Annotated in this window: 10 protein-coding genes; 1 reads left to right on the top strand and 9 read right to left on the bottom strand. The window is 63.7% G+C overall.

Going from position 1 to position 17,818, the window contains the following annotated elements; genetic code table 11:
• The 6 genes from VGH68_RS23200 to VGH68_RS23175 form a co-directional block, all read right to left on the bottom strand.
• The coding region (locus VGH68_RS23200) for an aminotransferase class I/II-fold pyridoxal phosphate-dependent enzyme (RefSeq protein WP_331606049.1) at positions 1 to 629 on the bottom strand (629 nt) is incomplete at its 3' end.
• Positions 630 to 665: 36 nt separating this feature from the next.
• Positions 666 to 1,592 (bottom strand): UDP-3-O-acyl N-acetylglycosamine deacetylase, encoded by a 927-nt coding sequence (locus VGH68_RS23195; protein ID WP_331606050.1) that lies wholly within the window; start codon positions 1,590 to 1,592, stop codon positions 666 to 668.
• Entirely contained in the window at positions 1,589 to 9,241 is a 7,653-nt protein-coding gene (locus VGH68_RS23190) for an SDR family NAD(P)-dependent oxidoreductase (RefSeq protein WP_331606048.1), read from the bottom strand. The genes VGH68_RS23195 and VGH68_RS23190 overlap by 4 nt, the downstream gene beginning before the upstream one ends.
• Positions 9,242 to 9,243: 2 nt before the next feature.
• Entirely contained in the window at positions 9,244 to 10,755 is a 1,512-nt protein-coding gene (locus VGH68_RS23185; RefSeq protein ID WP_331606047.1) for an LTA synthase family protein, read from the bottom strand.
• A 31-nt stretch (positions 10,756 to 10,786) separates the two neighbouring features.
• A complete protein-coding gene (locus VGH68_RS23180; protein ID WP_331606046.1) occupies positions 10,787 to 11,698 on the bottom strand; it encodes an SDR family NAD(P)-dependent oxidoreductase in 912 nt (303 codons plus the stop codon).
• Between the two features lie 965 nt (positions 11,699 to 12,663).
• Positions 12,664 to 13,014 carry a hypothetical protein gene (locus VGH68_RS23175; RefSeq protein WP_331606045.1) on the bottom strand — a complete coding sequence of 117 codons (351 nt, stop codon included), beginning with the start codon at positions 13,012 to 13,014 and terminating at the stop codon, positions 12,664 to 12,666.
• 198 nt (positions 13,015 to 13,212) lie between these two features.
• On the opposite strand from VGH68_RS23175, the gene VGH68_RS23165 reads away from it, so the two are divergent.
• Positions 13,213 to 14,736, top strand: a complete 1,524-nt coding sequence (locus tag VGH68_RS23165) for a hypothetical protein (RefSeq protein WP_414696976.1) — start codon at positions 13,213 to 13,215, stop codon at positions 14,734 to 14,736.
• Between the two features lie 109 nt (positions 14,737 to 14,845).
• On the opposite strand, the gene cyoD is transcribed toward VGH68_RS23165, so the two are convergent.
• The 3 genes from cyoD to cyoB are packed head-to-tail and all read right to left on the bottom strand — an operon-like array spanning position 14,846 to position 17,817.
• Positions 14,846 to 15,184, bottom strand: a complete 339-nt coding sequence (cyoD, locus tag VGH68_RS23160; protein WP_331606043.1) for a cytochrome o ubiquinol oxidase subunit IV — start codon at positions 15,182 to 15,184, stop codon at positions 14,846 to 14,848.
• On the bottom strand, positions 15,185 to 15,790 hold the full coding sequence (cyoC, locus tag VGH68_RS23155; protein ID WP_331606042.1) for a cytochrome o ubiquinol oxidase subunit III: 606 nt from the start codon (positions 15,788 to 15,790) through the stop codon (positions 15,185 to 15,187).
• Positions 15,790 to 17,817, bottom strand: coding sequence for a cytochrome o ubiquinol oxidase subunit I (gene cyoB, locus VGH68_RS23150; protein WP_331606041.1), 2,028 nt, complete (start codon positions 17,815 to 17,817; stop codon positions 15,790 to 15,792). The genes cyoC and cyoB overlap by 1 nt, the downstream gene beginning before the upstream one ends.
• Position 17,818 lies beyond the last annotated feature (1 nt).

Genomic DNA, 17,818 nt, shown 5'->3' with positions numbered 1-17,818 from the left:
GCCTGCCAGTCGTTGTGAGCGAAACTCAAGCGCTTCGCGCCGCTCAATTGCGCACCTTGCACGATGCTGTTGTGTGCGAGCGCGTCGTGCACGATCAGATCGCCAGGCCCGAACAGCGAGCCGATCACCGTCACGTTCGTCGCATGCCCGCTGACGAACGCCACGCAATCCTCGGTTTCATAGAACGCGGCAAGCGCTTGCTCCAGCGCGCGGTGCACCGGCCGCTCCCCTGCGACGATGCGGCTCGCCGAAGCCGACGTGCCGTAACGATCGATGGCCCCCTTCGCGCGCGCCGCGACGATCGGATCTCCGGCCAGTCCGAGGTAACTGTAGTTCGCGAAGTTCACGTACTCCCGGCCGCCAATCTGCGTCGTCGCGCCCGCCACACCATCATGCACACGGAAGAACGGCGATTCGACGCGCAGCGTCTCGCCCATCGCGCGCATCAGCTTGACCTGCTGGTATTGCGGCATCGCTTCGAAGCGGCTGCGCGCAGACAGTGTCTGCGCGGCCTGCACTGCCTGGCTATCCGGCATGCCGGGCGCCGCAACCGCATCGGTCGCGCGCTCCAGTTGCCGCTTCAGCGCTTTGGCCGCCAACTGCTGGCGTAGTGTTTCCCCGAGTCCCATGTATCCGATCTAACCTGTTTATGCTGCGCGCCCGCTTTACGCGTGCGCGTCGACCCATTCGTGCGCACCCGGCGTGCCGAGCAGCGCCGCGAGCAGCCTGTAATTCATTTCATGCGTGGGCCGCCGCGCCGTTACGTGACCAAGCAGCGGCGCACCGGCGAGCGCAAGGTCGCCCACCATATCGAGCACACGATGACGCACGAACTCGTCGGGCTGTCGCAGTCCGCCGACCACACGCTTACCGACGATCGCCGCCGTGCACGACAGCCGTGCGCCACGCAGAATCGGCCAGCCGCGCAGATAACCGACGACGATCGCGGGCACCGCCCACTTGATCTGTCCGTACGAGCGCGACGACGCGATGTCCTCGGCGAATGCGCGCGGCGTGAGCGTGCCGTGCCACTCCATATCGCCGAAACCCTTCAGATCGTTGTTATGCACGCTCAGCGCGTACTCGTCCGCGGGTTCGACACGCATCTCGCGCCGCGCAGCGCCCTCGCCATCGGCGACGCTCACGGTCTTGAGCACGCGCAGGAAGCGTTTTGGCCGCGGCAACGCGGTGCGCCCGCACGCGCGAATCGCGTCGATCCACGGCTGTGCGCTGCCATCGAGAATCGGCACCTCTTCGGCGTCGAGTTCGACGATTGCGTGATCGATCTCGCACGCGAGCAGCGACGCAAGCAGGTGCTCGACCGTGCGCACGCCGAGGCCATCGTCACCGCGCAGCATCGTGCAAAGCGGCTGTCCGCGGCGCAGCGAAGGATCGGCGGCCACCGTACCGAGCGAGCGCCCGTTGTGAACGCGGCGAAACACAATGCCGTGGCGCTCGTCGGCGCTGACCGCGTTCGCAGCCGGAAGGATGCGCACGTTCACACGCCGCCCGGTGTGCAAGCCGTGCCCCGACAGTTCGAGCGGACGTGCGAGCGTACCTTCGCTTGCCTGCCACCCCGCGGGGAGCTTCACTCCGCGAATGCCGGCGTCGACTGACATGGCTCGCCTCCGTGTTGATCCTGATCGTTGCTGCCCGTGTTTCGATTGTGTTCGAGCAGCGCGCGCGCCTCGTTCTCGTCGAGCGCGTGCCGCTCGGCCAGTGCCGCGAGTTCCGCGCTATCCGTCGCGCCGTGCGCGCCTGGTGCGTCTTCACCGCTCTCGTCATCGAGCATGTCGACGATACGCCCGGCGAGCATCGGTACGGTCGCGCCTTCGGCGATCGCCATGATCGACAGCTTTACGCCGAATGATTCCTCGACCGCCATCCCGAGTTCCATGCCCATCAGCGAGTCCATACCGAGATCGAGCACGGAACGATCGAGCGCGACACGCTCAGGCGACATATGCAGAATGCGCGCGATATGGCCACGCAGCGCGGTCTCGACCAGCGCGATGCATTCGGCTCTGGGCAGCGCGCGCAACTGTTCGAGCAATGCGCCGTCTTCGTTCGTCGTCTCGGTTGCTGCGCCGCCTTGCAGCGCCATATAACGCCGTGCCTGCGCTGCGGGCATGCCGCGCGCGATGGCCGCCCAATCCAGACGCACGACCGCCTCGCCGGCCGCACCGTTGGCGAGCGTGCGCTCGAGTGCCGTCATCGCCTCATCGGACGTGATCGACGCACCGCCGATGCGCGCCTGTAGCGCTTCACGCGTCGCGTTGTTGCGCGCGAGGAACCCCACGTCCTCGATCGGCCCCCAAGCCATGAAAGTGGCGGGCAGTCCGGCCGCGCGACGATGCGCGACGAGCGCTTCCAGGAAGCTGTTGGCCGCCACATAGGCGCCCTGGCCCGGATTGCCGAGATACGTCGTCGCCGACGAATAGAGCACGAAGAAGTCGAGCGTGCAGCGCCGCGTCGCGCGGTGCAGATTCCATGCGCCGGCAACCTTGGGTTCGAGCACGGCGAGCATGCGCGCGTCATCCGTATTGCGCAGCAGGCCATCGTCGATGCGCATCGCCGAGTGCAGCACGCCTTTGAGCGGCGTGCCGCGGGCCTCGATCGTGTCGACCAGGCGATCGAGCGCCGCTGCGTTGGTCACGTCGCACGACACCACGCTCACGCTCACGCCATGCGCGGACTGCCAACGTTCGAGCTCCTGCTGCTTCGCCGCATCGAGCGCACCGCCGCGGCTGGCGAGCGTCAGATGCCGCGCGCCGCGCGCGATCATCCAGCGAGCGCTCGCATAACCGAGACCACCGGTGCCGCCGACGATCAGATACGCCGCCCGCGGATCGAGACTGAGCGCGGGCTGCGCGACGCCACGCGCGGGTGCGGGCGTGCCCGACGCATAGGTCACCAGCACCTTGCCGATCTGACGCGCCTGCTGCATATAGCGGAACGCTTCTTCCGCACGCGCGGCGGGGAAAGCGCGATACGGCAGCGGGTGCAGCACGCCGCTCACGAACAGCGCCATCACTTCGCCGAAGAGACGCGTGGTGAGATCCGGCAGCACGCCCATCAGCTGGTCGGCGTCGATGCCGAAGTAGCTGATGTTGTTGCGAAATGGCCGCAGACCGATCTGGCTGTTCTCGTAGAAGTCGCGCTTGCCGAGTTCGAGAAAGCGGCCGAACGGACGCAGCGTATCGATGCCGCGCACCATCGCTTCGCCCGCGAGCGAATTGAGTACGATGTCGACGCCCTCGCCGTTCGTGCAGGCGCGCACGTCATCGGCGAATGCGAGGCTGCGCGAGTCGAACACCCGATTGACGCCGAGCAGGCGCACGAACTCGCGCTTCTCGTCGGCACCCGCGGTCGCGAACACTTCAGCGCCGAGATGGCGGGCGATCTGGATCGCCGCGATACCGACACCACCCGCACCGCCATGAACGAGCACGCGTTCGCCGCGGCGCAACCTTGCGAGCTCGCACAGCGCGTAGTACGCGGTAAAGAACGTGGTCGGAATCGTCGCGGCGGCTTCGAAAGAAATCGTTTCGGGTTTGCGCGCGATCGCGCTCGCACGTGTGACCACGTGCGTCGCAAACGAAGCCGGTGCAAAGCCGAGCACCGCATCACCAGGCGCCCAGCCTGCGACGCCCGCGCCAACCCGCACGATGCGGCCAGAGAGCTCCATGCCGATCGTTGCGCCCGCAAAGCCGGTCTCGACTGCCTCGTCGGAGAGCAGGCCCATCGAATACATGACGTCGCGGAAGTTCAGACCGGTCGCCACCGGCGCGATCTCGACTTCACCCGGCTTCAATTCGTGCGCGGGTAAAGCGAACCATTCGAGGTTGCGCAGCGAGCCCGGCATGTCGAACGCCAGCACCGCGCGGACGGCGCTGCCCGCCTGTTGAGCGTGGGATTCGTCTCGCGGAGTCTGCTGTTGTGCGGCTTGCGCCGGCAGCATTCGGGGCACGTAGCGGCCGTGCGCGGTGAGCAGCACTTCTTCCTCGCCGTCGTCGTGCGTCAGCTCGCGCGCGAGTTGCGATACGGCGTCGCTACCCGCGCTCGTCACGTCGATGAGACGCAATGCAAGCGCTGGATATTCGTTCGCCATTACGCGGCCGAGACCCCACAGGCTCGACTGCTCGGGCTGCGCCGCCGTGGCCGCGCGATCACTGAACGGTGCGCCGCCGCGTGTCACCACGCACAAGCGCGCCTGCGCGGCCGCGCCTGCTGCATCGAGTTCACGTGCGAGCGTCGCGAGCGCGAGCGCGCCGCCCTGCTGCGCGTGCAGCACATCCGCGCCGCTCGCGTCGTCAAGCTGCGCGATCGGTGCAACGAAGACGATCTGCGCTTGCGCGTCGTTACGGTCGAGCCATGTAGCCGCCTCGCGCACGCTCGTCGATTCGACCTCGCAGCCACGACGCGCAAGTTCTTGCGCAAGCGCGGAGCCGAAAGCGTCGTTGCCGGACTGTACGATCAGACAACGCCGTGCGTGGACCGAGCCAGATGCGATCTGTTGCACGGACGCGGCCTTGCGCGCGACCATCAGCGTCGGCGCGCCTTCGAGATCGAGGCCCTGCTCTGTGTGACGCGTGACGTTCCGCAGACGGGCGCGCTCGCAAAGCGACTGGAGCGTCGCAGGCGTGAGCGCGCCGCAGGCCTGTGCGGCAACCTCGTGACCCGCCGCACCGAACACGATGTCGATGAAACGGCTGCGGCGCGCGTCGGCGAGCACGACTATGCCGCTCGGCGCGAGGCGTTCCGCGATCGCCTGCAGCGCGGCGAGTGGATCGGCCTGTTCGCCGATCATGCGGTTGACCACGATCACGTCGAACGGCGCGCAGTCACGGCAATGCGTGAAAAGCGGTTCGTTTTCGCCGAGCAGCAGCGTCTGAACATGCGCATGCGCTTCCACGTCGAGCGCCGCGAGCTGCTGATGCGTGCCCGCAAGCACGTGCTCGCACTGCGACGCCGGCAGGCCGATGTCGAGTGGTCGAAGCACTTCACCACTCGTCGCGCCGATTTCCAGTACGCGTAGACGGCGAGTGGACGGCCACGCTGTGAGCGCTTCTTTTACGCAGGCAGCAAGCATGTCCCGGGCATGCGACCACGTGGGCGACGCGTCGAAGAACTGCTCGACGAGGCTTCGCCCGGTCGGCGACAGCAACGCGGGCGCAGCGGCACCCGGTGCGGCATCGCGCAGTACACGCGGCAGTGCGGCACCGACGTGTGCAAGCAGCGTCAGTTCGGCGACGTGCGCCGGTGAACCCGCCAACACGTCGCGCCACAATTCGTCGAGCGCAGGCATCGCGGCGCACGCCGCGTCGTCGCGCACGAGACGCTCGCCGTCGAATCGCGCGAGACCGTCTTCGACGACGATGCGGACCAGGCGCTCGAACAGCGAAACATTGGCGGGCGTGAGCAGCCGAGGCTGCGCGAACGCACCGACCGCCTCCAGCGCGTTCACTGCGTACAGTCCCGCGAGCACGTCCAGCAACGGCAAGGTTTCAGTCAAGTGCAGCGTACGTTGCGCGCTGTCCTCATGCGACGCGACACGCACACTCGCGCGTTCGAGGAGCACGGCGGGCGCAGGCAACGCCGCGGCTGTGAAGCCCTCTGCCAACGGACGCGCTTCGAGCGCGTAGGCGAAGCGCGCCGGCGCGGCGTGGCGGCGGCTCGTGAGATCGACGCGGCGGAAACGGCACCCTGAAAGACGCGCGACGATCGCATCGTCGGCATCGAGGAATTCGAACGACGCGACAATCGAATGCGGGCTGCGGCGCAGCACGCGCGCGAGCACGCGGCGCACCGAATCGCCGCGCACAAAGTCGACACGGCCGATGTGTACCGGCACGAACGCGGCACGCGCGTCGCCAGCGGCGGCGCCAGCCTGACCGAGCACGGCAAAGAGCGGATGAAAACCGCTGTCCATCAGCGCGGGATGCAGCAGCCAGCCGGCCAGCGCCTGCGCGCCACCATGCACCTGAGGCACTTCGAAGCAGGCGAGCGCGGCGTCGCCTTGCACCTGCACCGTACGCACCCAGCGGAATTCGGGACCGTAGCTCAGACCGATCGCGCGCGCGCTTGCATACAGGTCGTCGCCATCCATCACCGGGCTCGCTTCGAGGCGCGCCAGCACCGACTCGTCCGCCGCGCTGTGCGCGCTTAACGTGCAGCCGCTTTCGAGCAGGCGGCCTGTTACGTTGAGATTCCACGCGCTGTCGCTCATACGCTCGCGCGTCTCGATCGTAAACGACGCGGTGCGCGCATCGATCACGAAGCGGAACAGCTTCGCGTGCTGCGGCTGGAACACTACCGGCATCCGGATTTCGAGGTTCTCGAGCGCGACGTCCGAGCTGCGAAAGAACATGCGGGCCGCGGCCAGCGCCATTTCGACGTAACCCGCGCCCGGAAACGCAACGCCGCCATCGACGACGTGATCGGCGAGCATCGGCACGCGCTGCGGATCGAGCTGGTTTTCCCACGCGAACGCATGCTCGTGCAGACGGTAGCCGAGCAGCGGATGATCCACGCGGCGATTTACGAGGTCGTAGCCCTCGATGGTGGCCGTCTGCCAGTGGCGTTCGCGCTGCCACGGGTAAGTCGGCAACGCCGCCTCCACGCGCTGCGATGTCGCCGGCACGAAGCGTTCGAGATCGACGCGCGCGCCGTGCGCGACCGCCGACAGCATCGAATGCTCAAGCATCTGCGCGCTGTCGTGATGGCGCTTGAGCGTGGGCACGACTGCACCAGCGACATTCAGGCTCGTGAGCGTCTGCTTCACGTAGTGGCGCAGAATCGAATGCGGCGCGATTTCGATGAACATGCGCACGCCCGTATCGACGAGACGCGTAAGCGCTTCGCTGAAACGCACCGGCTCGCGAATGTTGCGCCACCAGTAGCCCGCGTCGAGCGCGGTGCCGCAAAGCGTGTCGCCGGTGACCGTCGACACGTAGCGCTTCGTGCCTTCGCGCGGCGCCAGATCGGCTAGACCCGTGCGCACGACCGGCTCGATCGCGTCCATGCGGCTGCTGTGGAACGCGTAATCGAGGTCGAGCAACTGAAAGAAGCTGCCGTTCGACGCGAGCGAAGCGCCGATCGTTTCGAGCGCTTCGGGCGAGCCGGCGAGCGTGACGGCTTCCGGGCTGTTGGTGCCGGCCAGCTCGACGGTATCCGTCAGACCGAGGCGTGCCATCAGCTCTCGCGCGCTGGCTTCGCCAATGCCCGCCGCCGCCATCTTGCCGGTGCCGCGCGTCAGACCCTGCGCGCCGCTACGAATGCGGATCACCCGCACGGCTTCGGCAAGCGTCAGCGCGCCCGATGCCCACGCGGCCGCAATCTCGCCGACGCTGTGACCGAGCGCGGCGTCGAATTCGATGCCGCGCGCTCCGAGTACGCGCGTTATGCCCACTTGAATCGCGAACAGCAGCGGCTGCGCGTTCTCCGTTGCCGCGAGCCATTCGGCGCTCGCGCCGGCCCGCAGCACGTCAACGAGCGAATCGCTACCGTCGGCACACCACAATGCGTCGACATCGTCGAGCGCCGCGCGGAACACGGGATCTTCCGCATACAGCTGCTTGCCCATGCCAGCCCACTGGCATCCGTTGCCCGCATAAACGAACGCCACCCCGGTGCCCGCCGTGACAGCCTGGCCGCGTGCGACGTACTCCGGCAACGGCTGATCGGTGGTATCCGCGAGCAGCAGAAGTGCCGCGCAGCCCGCATGCACATCCGGCGGTGCAATGACCGCACGATGTTCGAGCCATTCGCGGCGGCGCGCGGCGCTGGCTGCGAGCGCGGCCCAGTCGGCGCCGTTTTGCAGGCGCGCGTGGTAACGCGCGGCGAGCGCGGCAAGCGCAGCCGGCGAACGCGCCGTGAGCACGAGCGGCGCCAAAGCCGTGTCCGCGGACGGCGCAAGCGTGACAGGTTCCGCAAGCGCGGCTGCGTGTACCGCCTCGGCGATGACCACGTGTGCGTTGGTGCCGCCGAAGCCGAATGAATTGACGCCGATCGTCAGCGGTGCGCCCTCGCGGCGCGCGAGCGGCGTTAGCCGATCGACGACGCGCAGGCGACCGCCTTCGAAATCGATCGCGGGATTGGGCGTTTGGTAATGGAGCGAGCGCGGCACCGCGCCGTGCTTCAGGCAGAGAATCGCCTTAAAAAGGCCGGCCATGCCCGAGGCTGTTTCGAGGTGCCCGAGGTTGGTCTTCACCGAACCGATCAGAAGCGGATCGTCGGCCGGGCGATTGCCCGAGACGGCTTCTATCAGCGCGCGCGCCTCGATGGGATCGCCGACCGCGGTACCCGTGCCGTGCGCTTCCAGATAGGCGAGCGAGCGCGGATCGACGCCCGCGCGGCGATACACCGAGCGCAGCAGTTCGGCCTGCATGGCCGCCGCCGGCACACTGATACCGCCGTGCGAATGGCCGTTGGAATTGACGCCCGAGCCGGCGATCACAGCGTGAATCGTGTCGCCGTCCGCGAGCGCGCGCTCGAGCGGCTTGAGCAGCACGAAAGCGCCGCCCTCCGAGCGTACATAGCCGTCACCGGTCGCGTCGAATGCGTGGCAGCGGCCGCGCGGCGACAGCATCGACGCCTTCGAAAAGCTCACGAAGCCAAACGGATGGAGCAGCAGATTGACGCCGCCCGCCAGCGCCATGTCGGCTTCACCGGACTGCAGGGCCTGCACCGCCTGATGCAACGCGACGATCGACGACGAGCACGCGGTGTCCACCGACATGCTCGGACCACGCAGATCGAACAGATAGGAAACGCGATTGGACGCAATGCTGAGCGCGTTGCCTGTCGCCGAATACGGATCGATCCAGTTCAGGTCGTCCATGCTGCGGTTGCCGTAGTCCATGCTCGCGGCGCCGACGTACACGCCGCAGTTGCTGCCGCGCATCCCGGCCGGACGCACGCCGGCATCCTCGAACGCTTCCCATGCGAGTTCGAGCAGCAGGCGCTGCTGGGGGTCCATCTGGCTCGCCTCGCGCGGCGACACGCCGAAGAACGCGGCGTCGAAGCCGGCGACGTCGTCGAGTACGCCCGCCGAGAACGTGTAGCTCTTCCCCGCTTCTTTTTTCGACGGATGCTGGTAGAACCCCGTGCCGAATCGATCGGCCGGCACAGCGGTTACCGCGTCGCGCTCATCGCACAGCAGTTGCCAGAATTCTTCAGGCCCAGTGACTCCGCCGGGAAAGCGACACGCCATCCCAATAATCGCAATTTTTTTTTCCATCTTCATGCCGGCATCTGCTGCAACGCGTTTCGGGAGTCGGCGCCCACATCCGCATCGATCATCGCGCGCTGTATCGTCGAGCCGAGGGTCTCCACACCAACGTCTCGGCGTGCGCCAGTGTCGCTTCCGAAATTGCGCCAAATAAAGTAATCACTGCGGGTCGGTTCCGTTTCGAGCGCATCGAATACGGCAGACATCGCAGGAACGTGGTCGCCATAAAAGCACAGGACCGCTGGCCGGCTACGCTCGCGCAGATAGCCGGTCAACCTGCCGATCATCGCGTCCGCGTTTTCAATATGCCGAAGGTAAGCAGTCAGATCGCGCCAGCGCGCGTCGTCGCCAAGCGTGTGCCGCGATGTGGATTCCCCTCGGGATACCGTCTCCAGGTGCAAAGGACCGTGATTTTCCATCGTGATCGCAAACGCAAACACGGGATTGTCGTCACTCGCTTGCAGCAGAGCGATCAGCTTGTCCGCCACCGCAAGATCCGCAACGTACGGCCCCACGCGAGATGCGCTGCCGAAATGCTCGATGTCGAGAAAGCGGTCGAAATGCATGTGCGCGAACGCCCGGCGCCGGCCAAAGAAGCTCGCGTGGTACGGGTGCACGGCAACCGTGCGATATTCACCGCGGCTGAAATAACCGGCCAGCGACGCACAGGCCCGACGCACGAACAGGTACGGATAAAAGCGCGCGTAACCGAGCTGCGCGGACCTCACGCCCGTGAGCATCGCGAATTCGCTGCGCATCGTATTGGCGCCCCAGGCCGGCACCGTCAATTCGCCTTGCTCGAACGACTCGCGTTTTGCGCGATCGAAATGCGCATAGGGCGCACCGGACACACAGTCGCCAAGCCGGCGGGCGTCGAAGTACGACTCGCTCTGAATCACGATGACGTCTGGATGAGCGCCGGAATGCCGCTGTGGATGACCGGCCGCAAACGGGCCGGCCGCCACGGCGCAACTGAATGCACGCCGTTGCGCGCTACTGAGCCCGTTGATCAGATAGGCGACGAATGCGGCGAAAAAGCCGAATCGACGTTGGTCGGAAAAGGGGTCGAGCGTGACCGGCAAGCGCCGCGAAAGCGCGATGCACACGGGCAGACAAATCAGTGCAACAACGGCTTCGGCACACCGCTGTCCCATCGCCGCGGGCCTTTCGGCAATGAACGCCCCCGCCGCTGCGGCTATGCCGGCGAGCACGATGGTGAGCTTGCCAGCCCCGAGAAACGGCAAATACAGGCGTGGATGCGAGAAGACCTGGCTGAAAAGGCTAAGGTCGCTGAAGACCAGCGGTTCGCGCAGCGACGCATGTTTGGCGTTGCCGACGACCGCGAGCACGCCGATCAGCACGAGCGCAACGCCCGCCGAAAACAACGGCCGCCCTGTCAGTGCCATGCAACCAGTCGTCACGACAACGAGCGCCGCCAGGTGCAGCGTGAGCGCAACCGGTGGTCGACGCAGCGACGATCTCGTGACAGCGATCGCTTCCACGGCAAAGGAACATGCGACCATGGCGGCCGCGATTGGGAAACCGGGCAGCACTTCAGATATTCCGGCGAGGGACCTGGAACAGGAAACCCAGGATTGCGTCGGCGACCACGGCCGGCAACAGACGCAGCAACTTGAGGCCGAGCGTCAAACCGAACGGAAACGCGATTTCCACGCGGCGCCGCTCGAGGCGCTTCCTGATAAACGAAGCGGCTTTTTCCGCGCTCCACATAAAGGGCTTGCTGCCGGGGAAAACGTCGCTCATCGCTGTTCGTACGAAGCCCGGCATCACTACTGAAATGCCGATATGGTCGCGGGCGAGAACGGGACGCACGGAATCGCAGTACGCCACGAGCGCGGCCTTGCTTACGCAGTAGGCCGGCGAGATCGACATTCCCCTCAAGCCGGCCAGCGAACTGACAACCGCGATCTGCCCACGTCGCCGAGCGCGCATGCGCTCGATGGCAGGCAGCACCGCGTGCAAAGTACCGTAGAGATTGATATCGACGACTTCGGCAGTGCGCTCCGCGCCTTCCCAGTCGTCAGCTGATCGGAGCGTGCTGGCGACGCCGGCATTGGCGATCAGCAAGTCAATCGGATGTTGCGCGTCGAAATCGAAGACCCACGCACGGAGCGCCGCCGCGTCACGAACATCCATGCAGCCGAGCACGATTTCGGCGCCGCGCGCACGACACTCGGCAGCAACTGCCTCGAGACGTTCAGCGTTTCTTCCCATTAAACCCAACGTGGTACCCGGCGCGCAATAGCTCAAAGCGAGCGCACGCCCGAGTCCGGCACTCGCACCGGTGATAACCACTACACGCGGCCCTTTCACGCCCCCGCCCCCGCAGAATTCAAGCGATGTTGTCTTTGCATGGTCTGTAAATCGATTATTTGTTTCTGTTGCAGCAGGCGCACGTGAATCAAGACGCGCAGACCATTTAAGAACGATCAAACAAAGCAGCATTTGCCGCTACCGCCAGCATCAATTTGCACCGGTCAACGCAGTGAAGTCGGAAAGTCCGCGCTTGCAGCGCCAGTTCCTTCAGGGCTTTCAATCAACGCGGCTGACAATGGATTTTCAGCGGAACACGACTAGCCCGGAGCAACGAATACACTCAAGAAGGCGAATTGGTAAGCGTGCTCATAGCCGGCGCAATCATACCGCAATAAAATCACGACGGGTATTGCACCCGGCAATTTTTATGAGATTGGCACTTTCGCAACACGGAAGAATTTACCAATCATTACGCCGCCCCCACGTGACGGGGGTCGCCGACCAGGCAATCGGGGTTTGTCCGACTGCGGATCACTGAAGTGTCGGGCAGCGAGGGATTATCTCAACAGTAACGCTTCGCATTGCGCGTCAAGCGGGATGGAGGGTCGTCGGCCGCTCCGCAGGCTGTGCCCACGTAGACCGACGCGATCGGGAATGGCGCGATTCCGTCTTTTTGTCAAGCACGTTCCCAATATCGTCCGGCTGTATCGGAGCATTCAGGCCAACGCATTGACGATCAGACGCGCCGAGGCAGCCGGTGGAATTTATGCAAAGCCACATGTGCGATACGAATACCAGGCAGCATTATCCTCCTGATATGCAAGAATCGACACCCCCCTTTTTTTCAAAACGCCCGGGAATACATCGCGATAAACTCAGATTCGATTGGGTGAGGGAGCAGATCGATATTCCTGGTCAAAAGGCTGCGTATTTAATTTATTAACTGCTAGAAACACGGGCGTCAACACTGGGCGACTACGAATGAGCAAATAAAAAAATATACGATTCAGTCAATTAAAAAGATTCGTTTAACCACTGAACCGTTGCAACTCATGTCTGTGCACAGCAAAGCGCCACTTGTCCCAATTCGAATAAATCGCGGCCGATACCATCGCATGAAGCCGGGTGCCGCGTGGCGAGTACTTTTTTCACCGCTATAACGCGGTTAACGCCCCTTTGTAGCCATGTGTGATGATCGCGATCAGTATCGCGGACACCGCCGGCAGCACCAGATCCAGTACTTTATAGGCGTCCCAATGCCATGGGAACCAGCCGATCGCCCACGTATAAGCATGCTTTTCGAAAGCGAGCGATTCGCCAGGATCCAGGGTCTCGAGTTCACACTCGAGCTTCTTGCGCGACCAATACCAGACGATCACAGCAAGCGCTCCGATTCGAAAGTTGAGCAGCAAGCCGACCGGAACCTGGATCAGCAATCCTTCAAGGCAGTGAGACAGCGACATGCGCCACCTTGCCGCTGCGAACCAGTTGAGCAGAGCCGTCATCCGAAGATCCTCCTTGCACTATCATGCGTTGTTCCACATTAGCCCGGCCTCAGCCAAGCCGGCGGTGATTTTCCCGCCACACGGTGTTGCAATGCGCCCGAGCCACCGGTCACCAATGGTCTCGATGATAGCGGGTCGACGTGTCGGATTTCTACCCGGGGGCGCCGGCTCCTGAGTTACGCCGGGTCGAGGACACCGATGGGATCGATCGTGTCTTTGCCGCCATTGCAAGCTCTGAGCGGCCTCGCCGCAGTCGCAGAACGGAAAAAACCCAGCGAGACGCTCCGCCGAACCGGCGCCGGAAGAGTGTGCATTTTTCGGCTTCATCTTGATGCGTTTGTGGTTGTGGTAGTCAATGTACTCTTTGATGCCAGCCTGCAGCGGCTTAAACACTGTCGAATCGCTTCAAAAAGAAGAACTTTGAATGGAGGGTGCCGAAGAAACTTTCCACGGTGGAGTCGTCGTGCAATTGCGTTGCGCGAAATGCTTTGGAAAAAGATACGCGGCAACCGCTCGCTCTTACCGACCACCACGCAAAAATTTCTTAAGCGTTCCTCGACCCGAGCCGTTATTCCTGCCACGGTACGGCGAGCACACGGCCCCGCCATGTCAATATCGTTGTATTTTTTATATCGGTTATCGAAAAAACTCAGAGACTATGAAAGTTCATTGAATAAGGAAAGAATGTCCGTCAAGGTACCGTTCAAACTTGTTGCAGCAAGCCTGCTGAGCGCATCGGTTCTCGCCGCCTGCGGCGGGTGGCGCAAGCGGGAACAGGACGAAACCGCAAGTACGAACCCGGCAAACACCACCCCTAGCGGCGCGAGCCAGCCAGTCCAATCGATGCAGCTGACGGGCACCGTCGCAGTCGGCCGTGCGGTCGCGAACGCCAGCTTCACCGTGATCGATGTGAACGGCAAGAGCGTCACCGCATCGGCGAACGGGTCGGGCAACTACACCGCGTCGATCGCGGGAATGAGCGCGCCGTTTCTGATCGTCGCAACCGACCCCGCCGGCAACGAAACGCCGCTCTACTCGGTGGTCGCCGCCGCACCGGCCAGCACGGCTCCAGCCATCGCCAACGTGACCACGCTGACCACGGCCGTCGCGGCGCAATTGACGACCAGCGGCAATCCGCTCGATCTCGCAACGTCGGGCCAACTCGCCGCGCAGGTCACGACTTCTAGCGTCAATGCAAGCGTGGCCAGACTGCAGACGGCGCTCGCGCCGATTCTCACGGCAAACGGTGTGACCGCTACCGCTTTCGATCCGATCGGCGCCGCCTTCACAGCGAATCATCAAGGGCTCGACGCAGTGGTCGATTCGGTCAGCGTCGTCCCCGCACCGAGCGGCGGCATGCAGTTGATATCCATTGCGGATCCCGATACGGCGATCGTGCTGAACCACGACACTAGCGTTTCGGGCGCGCTCGCCGTGCCTTCGGTCGCAGCCGACGATCTATCGCCGTTGATCGCGTCGCTGTCGCAGTGTTTGCAAGGCACCTCGGCGGCTTGCACAAGCGCGATCGATTCGGCTTGCCTCGAGGCCGGTATCCATTCGTTCCTGAGCGCGCATCCTGAACTGGGTGCGGCCGGCGTCAAATTGGGGGACGCGAAGACGCTCGCGTCGTTCCAACCGGGTGAGCTGACGACCGGCAGCAATCCGACCGCACTCGTGCGCTTCTACTACACACCGCGACTGGCGCGACCGGCAATGTACTGACCGTCGTGCAGAAGACCGCGGCCCAAATAGACTGAGCCGCTAAATGACCGAAGCCCCGCAAGAACTTTCGTTCTTGCGGGGCTTTCCTTTTGGAGCCGAAGCGTTCAGGTTACCGCGACATCATATTCATACTGACGTTGTGCAACACCCACAACGTCCCGCCAACCACAATAACCGCGGTCAGCACGGTGAACGCAAACGCCACCACATTCCAGCGCTGCGCCGACGAAGCATTCATGTGCAAGAAAAAAACCAGATGCACGATGATCTGCACGAGCGCGAGCCCAGAGATCGCAAACAGCGCGCTCTTCCCCGTCAGCGTTCCCGTCATCACCAGCGCGAACGCCGCGACGGTCAGGATGACGGCCAGCACGAAGCCAATCGTATAGCTGCCGAAGCTGCCGTGGCTTTCGCCCGAGTGTCCATGATGGCTATGGCTATGGTCCATTTAGATCACGCTCGCGAGATAGACAAAGGTGAAGACGCCGATCCACACGACGTCGAGGAAGTGCCAGAAAAGGCTCAAGCACGTCAGGCGGATGATGTCACGCTCGGTCAGATCGCGATGACGCATCACCTGAATGGACAGCACGATCATCCAGATCAAGCCGAACGTCACGTGCAAACCGTGCGTGCCGACCAGCGTAAAGAACGACGACAGGAACGCGCTGCGGCCCGGACCCGCGCCTTCGGCAATCAGGTGCGAGAACTCGCGCATCTCCAGCGCGAGGAATGCGGCGCCGAGCAGGAAAGTCACGCCGAGCCACGCGAGCAGCACGCCCTTGCGGTTCTTGTGGGCGCCGAGCATCGCAAAACCATAGGTGATGCTCGAGAGCAGCAGCATCGCCGTTTCGAGTGCGACGCCAGGAATCTCGAACAGATCCTTGCCGCTCGGACCGCCCGCGAACTGATGGCTCATCACCGCGAACACGGCGAACAGTGCCGCGAAGATGATGCAGTCGGTCATCAGGTACAGCCAGAAACCGAATACCGAGTGCGACGGCACGTGGTCCGGCGCGAGTTGCGGTTCGACCGCGATAGTCTTCTGTAACATCAGTCCACCTCCAGCGGGACCTGTGCACCGGCACCCGCGCCGACGCCGGCCCCGGCGGCAGCACCACCGCTGCCGCTGCGTTTGTCTTCAATCAGCGCGACGGTGTCGGCCGGAATGTAATAGCCGTCGTTGTCCTGGAAGCTGTAGACGATCACGGTGCCAATCGCGCCGACAAAGCCGATGATCGCCAGCCACCAGATGTGCCAGACCCCTGCGAAACCGAGCACCAGCGAGAACAGCCCCACCAGCAAGCCGGCGGACGTATTCGACGGCATATGAATGTCGCGATACGGGGGCACGTTGATTCCGCCCTTGCGCGACTTCATTTCGGTGAACGCGTCGAGCGAGCGCACGTCCGGGATATGCGCGAAGTTGTAAGCCGGCGGGGGCGAGCTCGTTGCCCATTCCAGCGTATGACCGTCCCACGGGTCGCCCGTGAGGTCGCGGTTTTCGACCAGGTTGCGGTCGCGGATGCTGACGAACAGCTGCAGCAACTGGCACGCAATACCGATGGCGATCAGCACCGCGCCGAACGCGGCGGCGATCAGCCACGGATGCCATGCCGGGTTGTCGTAGTGGTTCAGTCGACGCGTCATGCCCATGAAGCCGAGCACGTAAAGCGGCGCGAACGCCACCCAGAAACCGATCTGCCAGAACCAGAACGCGGCCTTGCCGAGCTTCTCATTCAGCTTGAAGCCGAATGCCTTCGGGAACCAGTAGTTAAAGCCAGCCAGATAACCGAACAGCACTCCACCGATGATCACGTTGTGGAAGTGTGCGATCAGGAACAGGCTGTTGTGCAGCACGAAGTCGGCGCCCGGGATCGCCATCATCACGCCGGTCATACCGCCGATCGTGAAAGTGATGATGAAGCCGATCGTCCACAGCACCGGCGTCGTGAACTGCAGACGGCCCTTGTAGATCGTGAACAGCCAGTTGAACACTTTGACGCCGGTCGGAATCGAAATCACCATCGTCGCGATACCGAAGAACGCATTGACGTCGGCGCCAGAACCCATCGTGAAGAAGTGGTGCAGCCACACGAGGAACGACAGCACCATGATCGCGCAGGTCGCCCACACCATCGTCTTGTAGCCGAACAGCGGCTTCTTCGCGAAGGTCGCGACGACTTCCGAGAAGATACCGAACGCCGGCAGGATCAGGATGTACACCTCGGGGTGTCCCCATGCCCAGATCAGGTTCAGGTACAGCATCGCGTTGCCGCCGGCGTCGTTCGTGAAGAAGTGCATCCCGAGGTAACGGTCCAGACCGAGCAGCGCCAGCGTGACGGTCAGGATCGGGAACGACGCCATGATCAGCACGTTCGTGCACAGCGCGGTCCACGTGAACACCGGCATCTTCATGAACGACATGCCCGGTGCGCGCATCTTCACGATCGTCACGAAGAAGTTCACGCCGGTCAGCAACGTACCGATCCCGGAGAGCTGCAAGCTCCATAGGTAGTAGTCGACCCCGACGCCGGGGCTGAACTGCAATTCGGACAGCGGCGGATAAGCGAGCCAGCCGGTCTGCCCGAATTCACCGACCACCAGCGAGATGTTGACCAGGATCGCGCTGACTGCGGTCATCCAGAAGCTCAGCGAGTTGATGAACGGGAAAGCGACGTCGCGCGCGCCGATCTGCAGCGGCACGACGAGGTTCATCAGACCGACCATGAACGTCATCGCCATGAAGAAAATCATGATGACGCCGTGCGCGGTGAAGATCTGGTCGTAGTGATGCGGCGGCAAAAAGCCAGGGCTCATGTACGACAGCGCCAGCTGCATGCGCATCATGATCGCGTCGGCAAAGCCGCGCAGCAGCATCACGAATGCAACGACGATGTACATCACGCCGATCTTCTTGTGGTCGACGGACGTCAGCCACTCGCTCCACAGGTAGCGCCATTTGCCGAAATACGTGATGGCGCCGAGCACCGCGAGCGCGGCGAGCACCATGCCGGCGCCCGCGGTGACGATGATGGGCTCGTGATACGGAATCGCATCGAGCGTTAGTTTTCCGAACATG

Origin of the sequence: Paraburkholderia sp., from assembly GCF_036488505.1 — a bacterium.
In the GTDB taxonomy this organism is placed as follows: domain Bacteria; phylum Pseudomonadota; class Gammaproteobacteria; order Burkholderiales; family Burkholderiaceae; genus Paraburkholderia.
The sequence above is the reverse complement of the archived record's forward strand: the minus strand, read 5'-3'. Positions and strand labels throughout refer to the sequence as shown.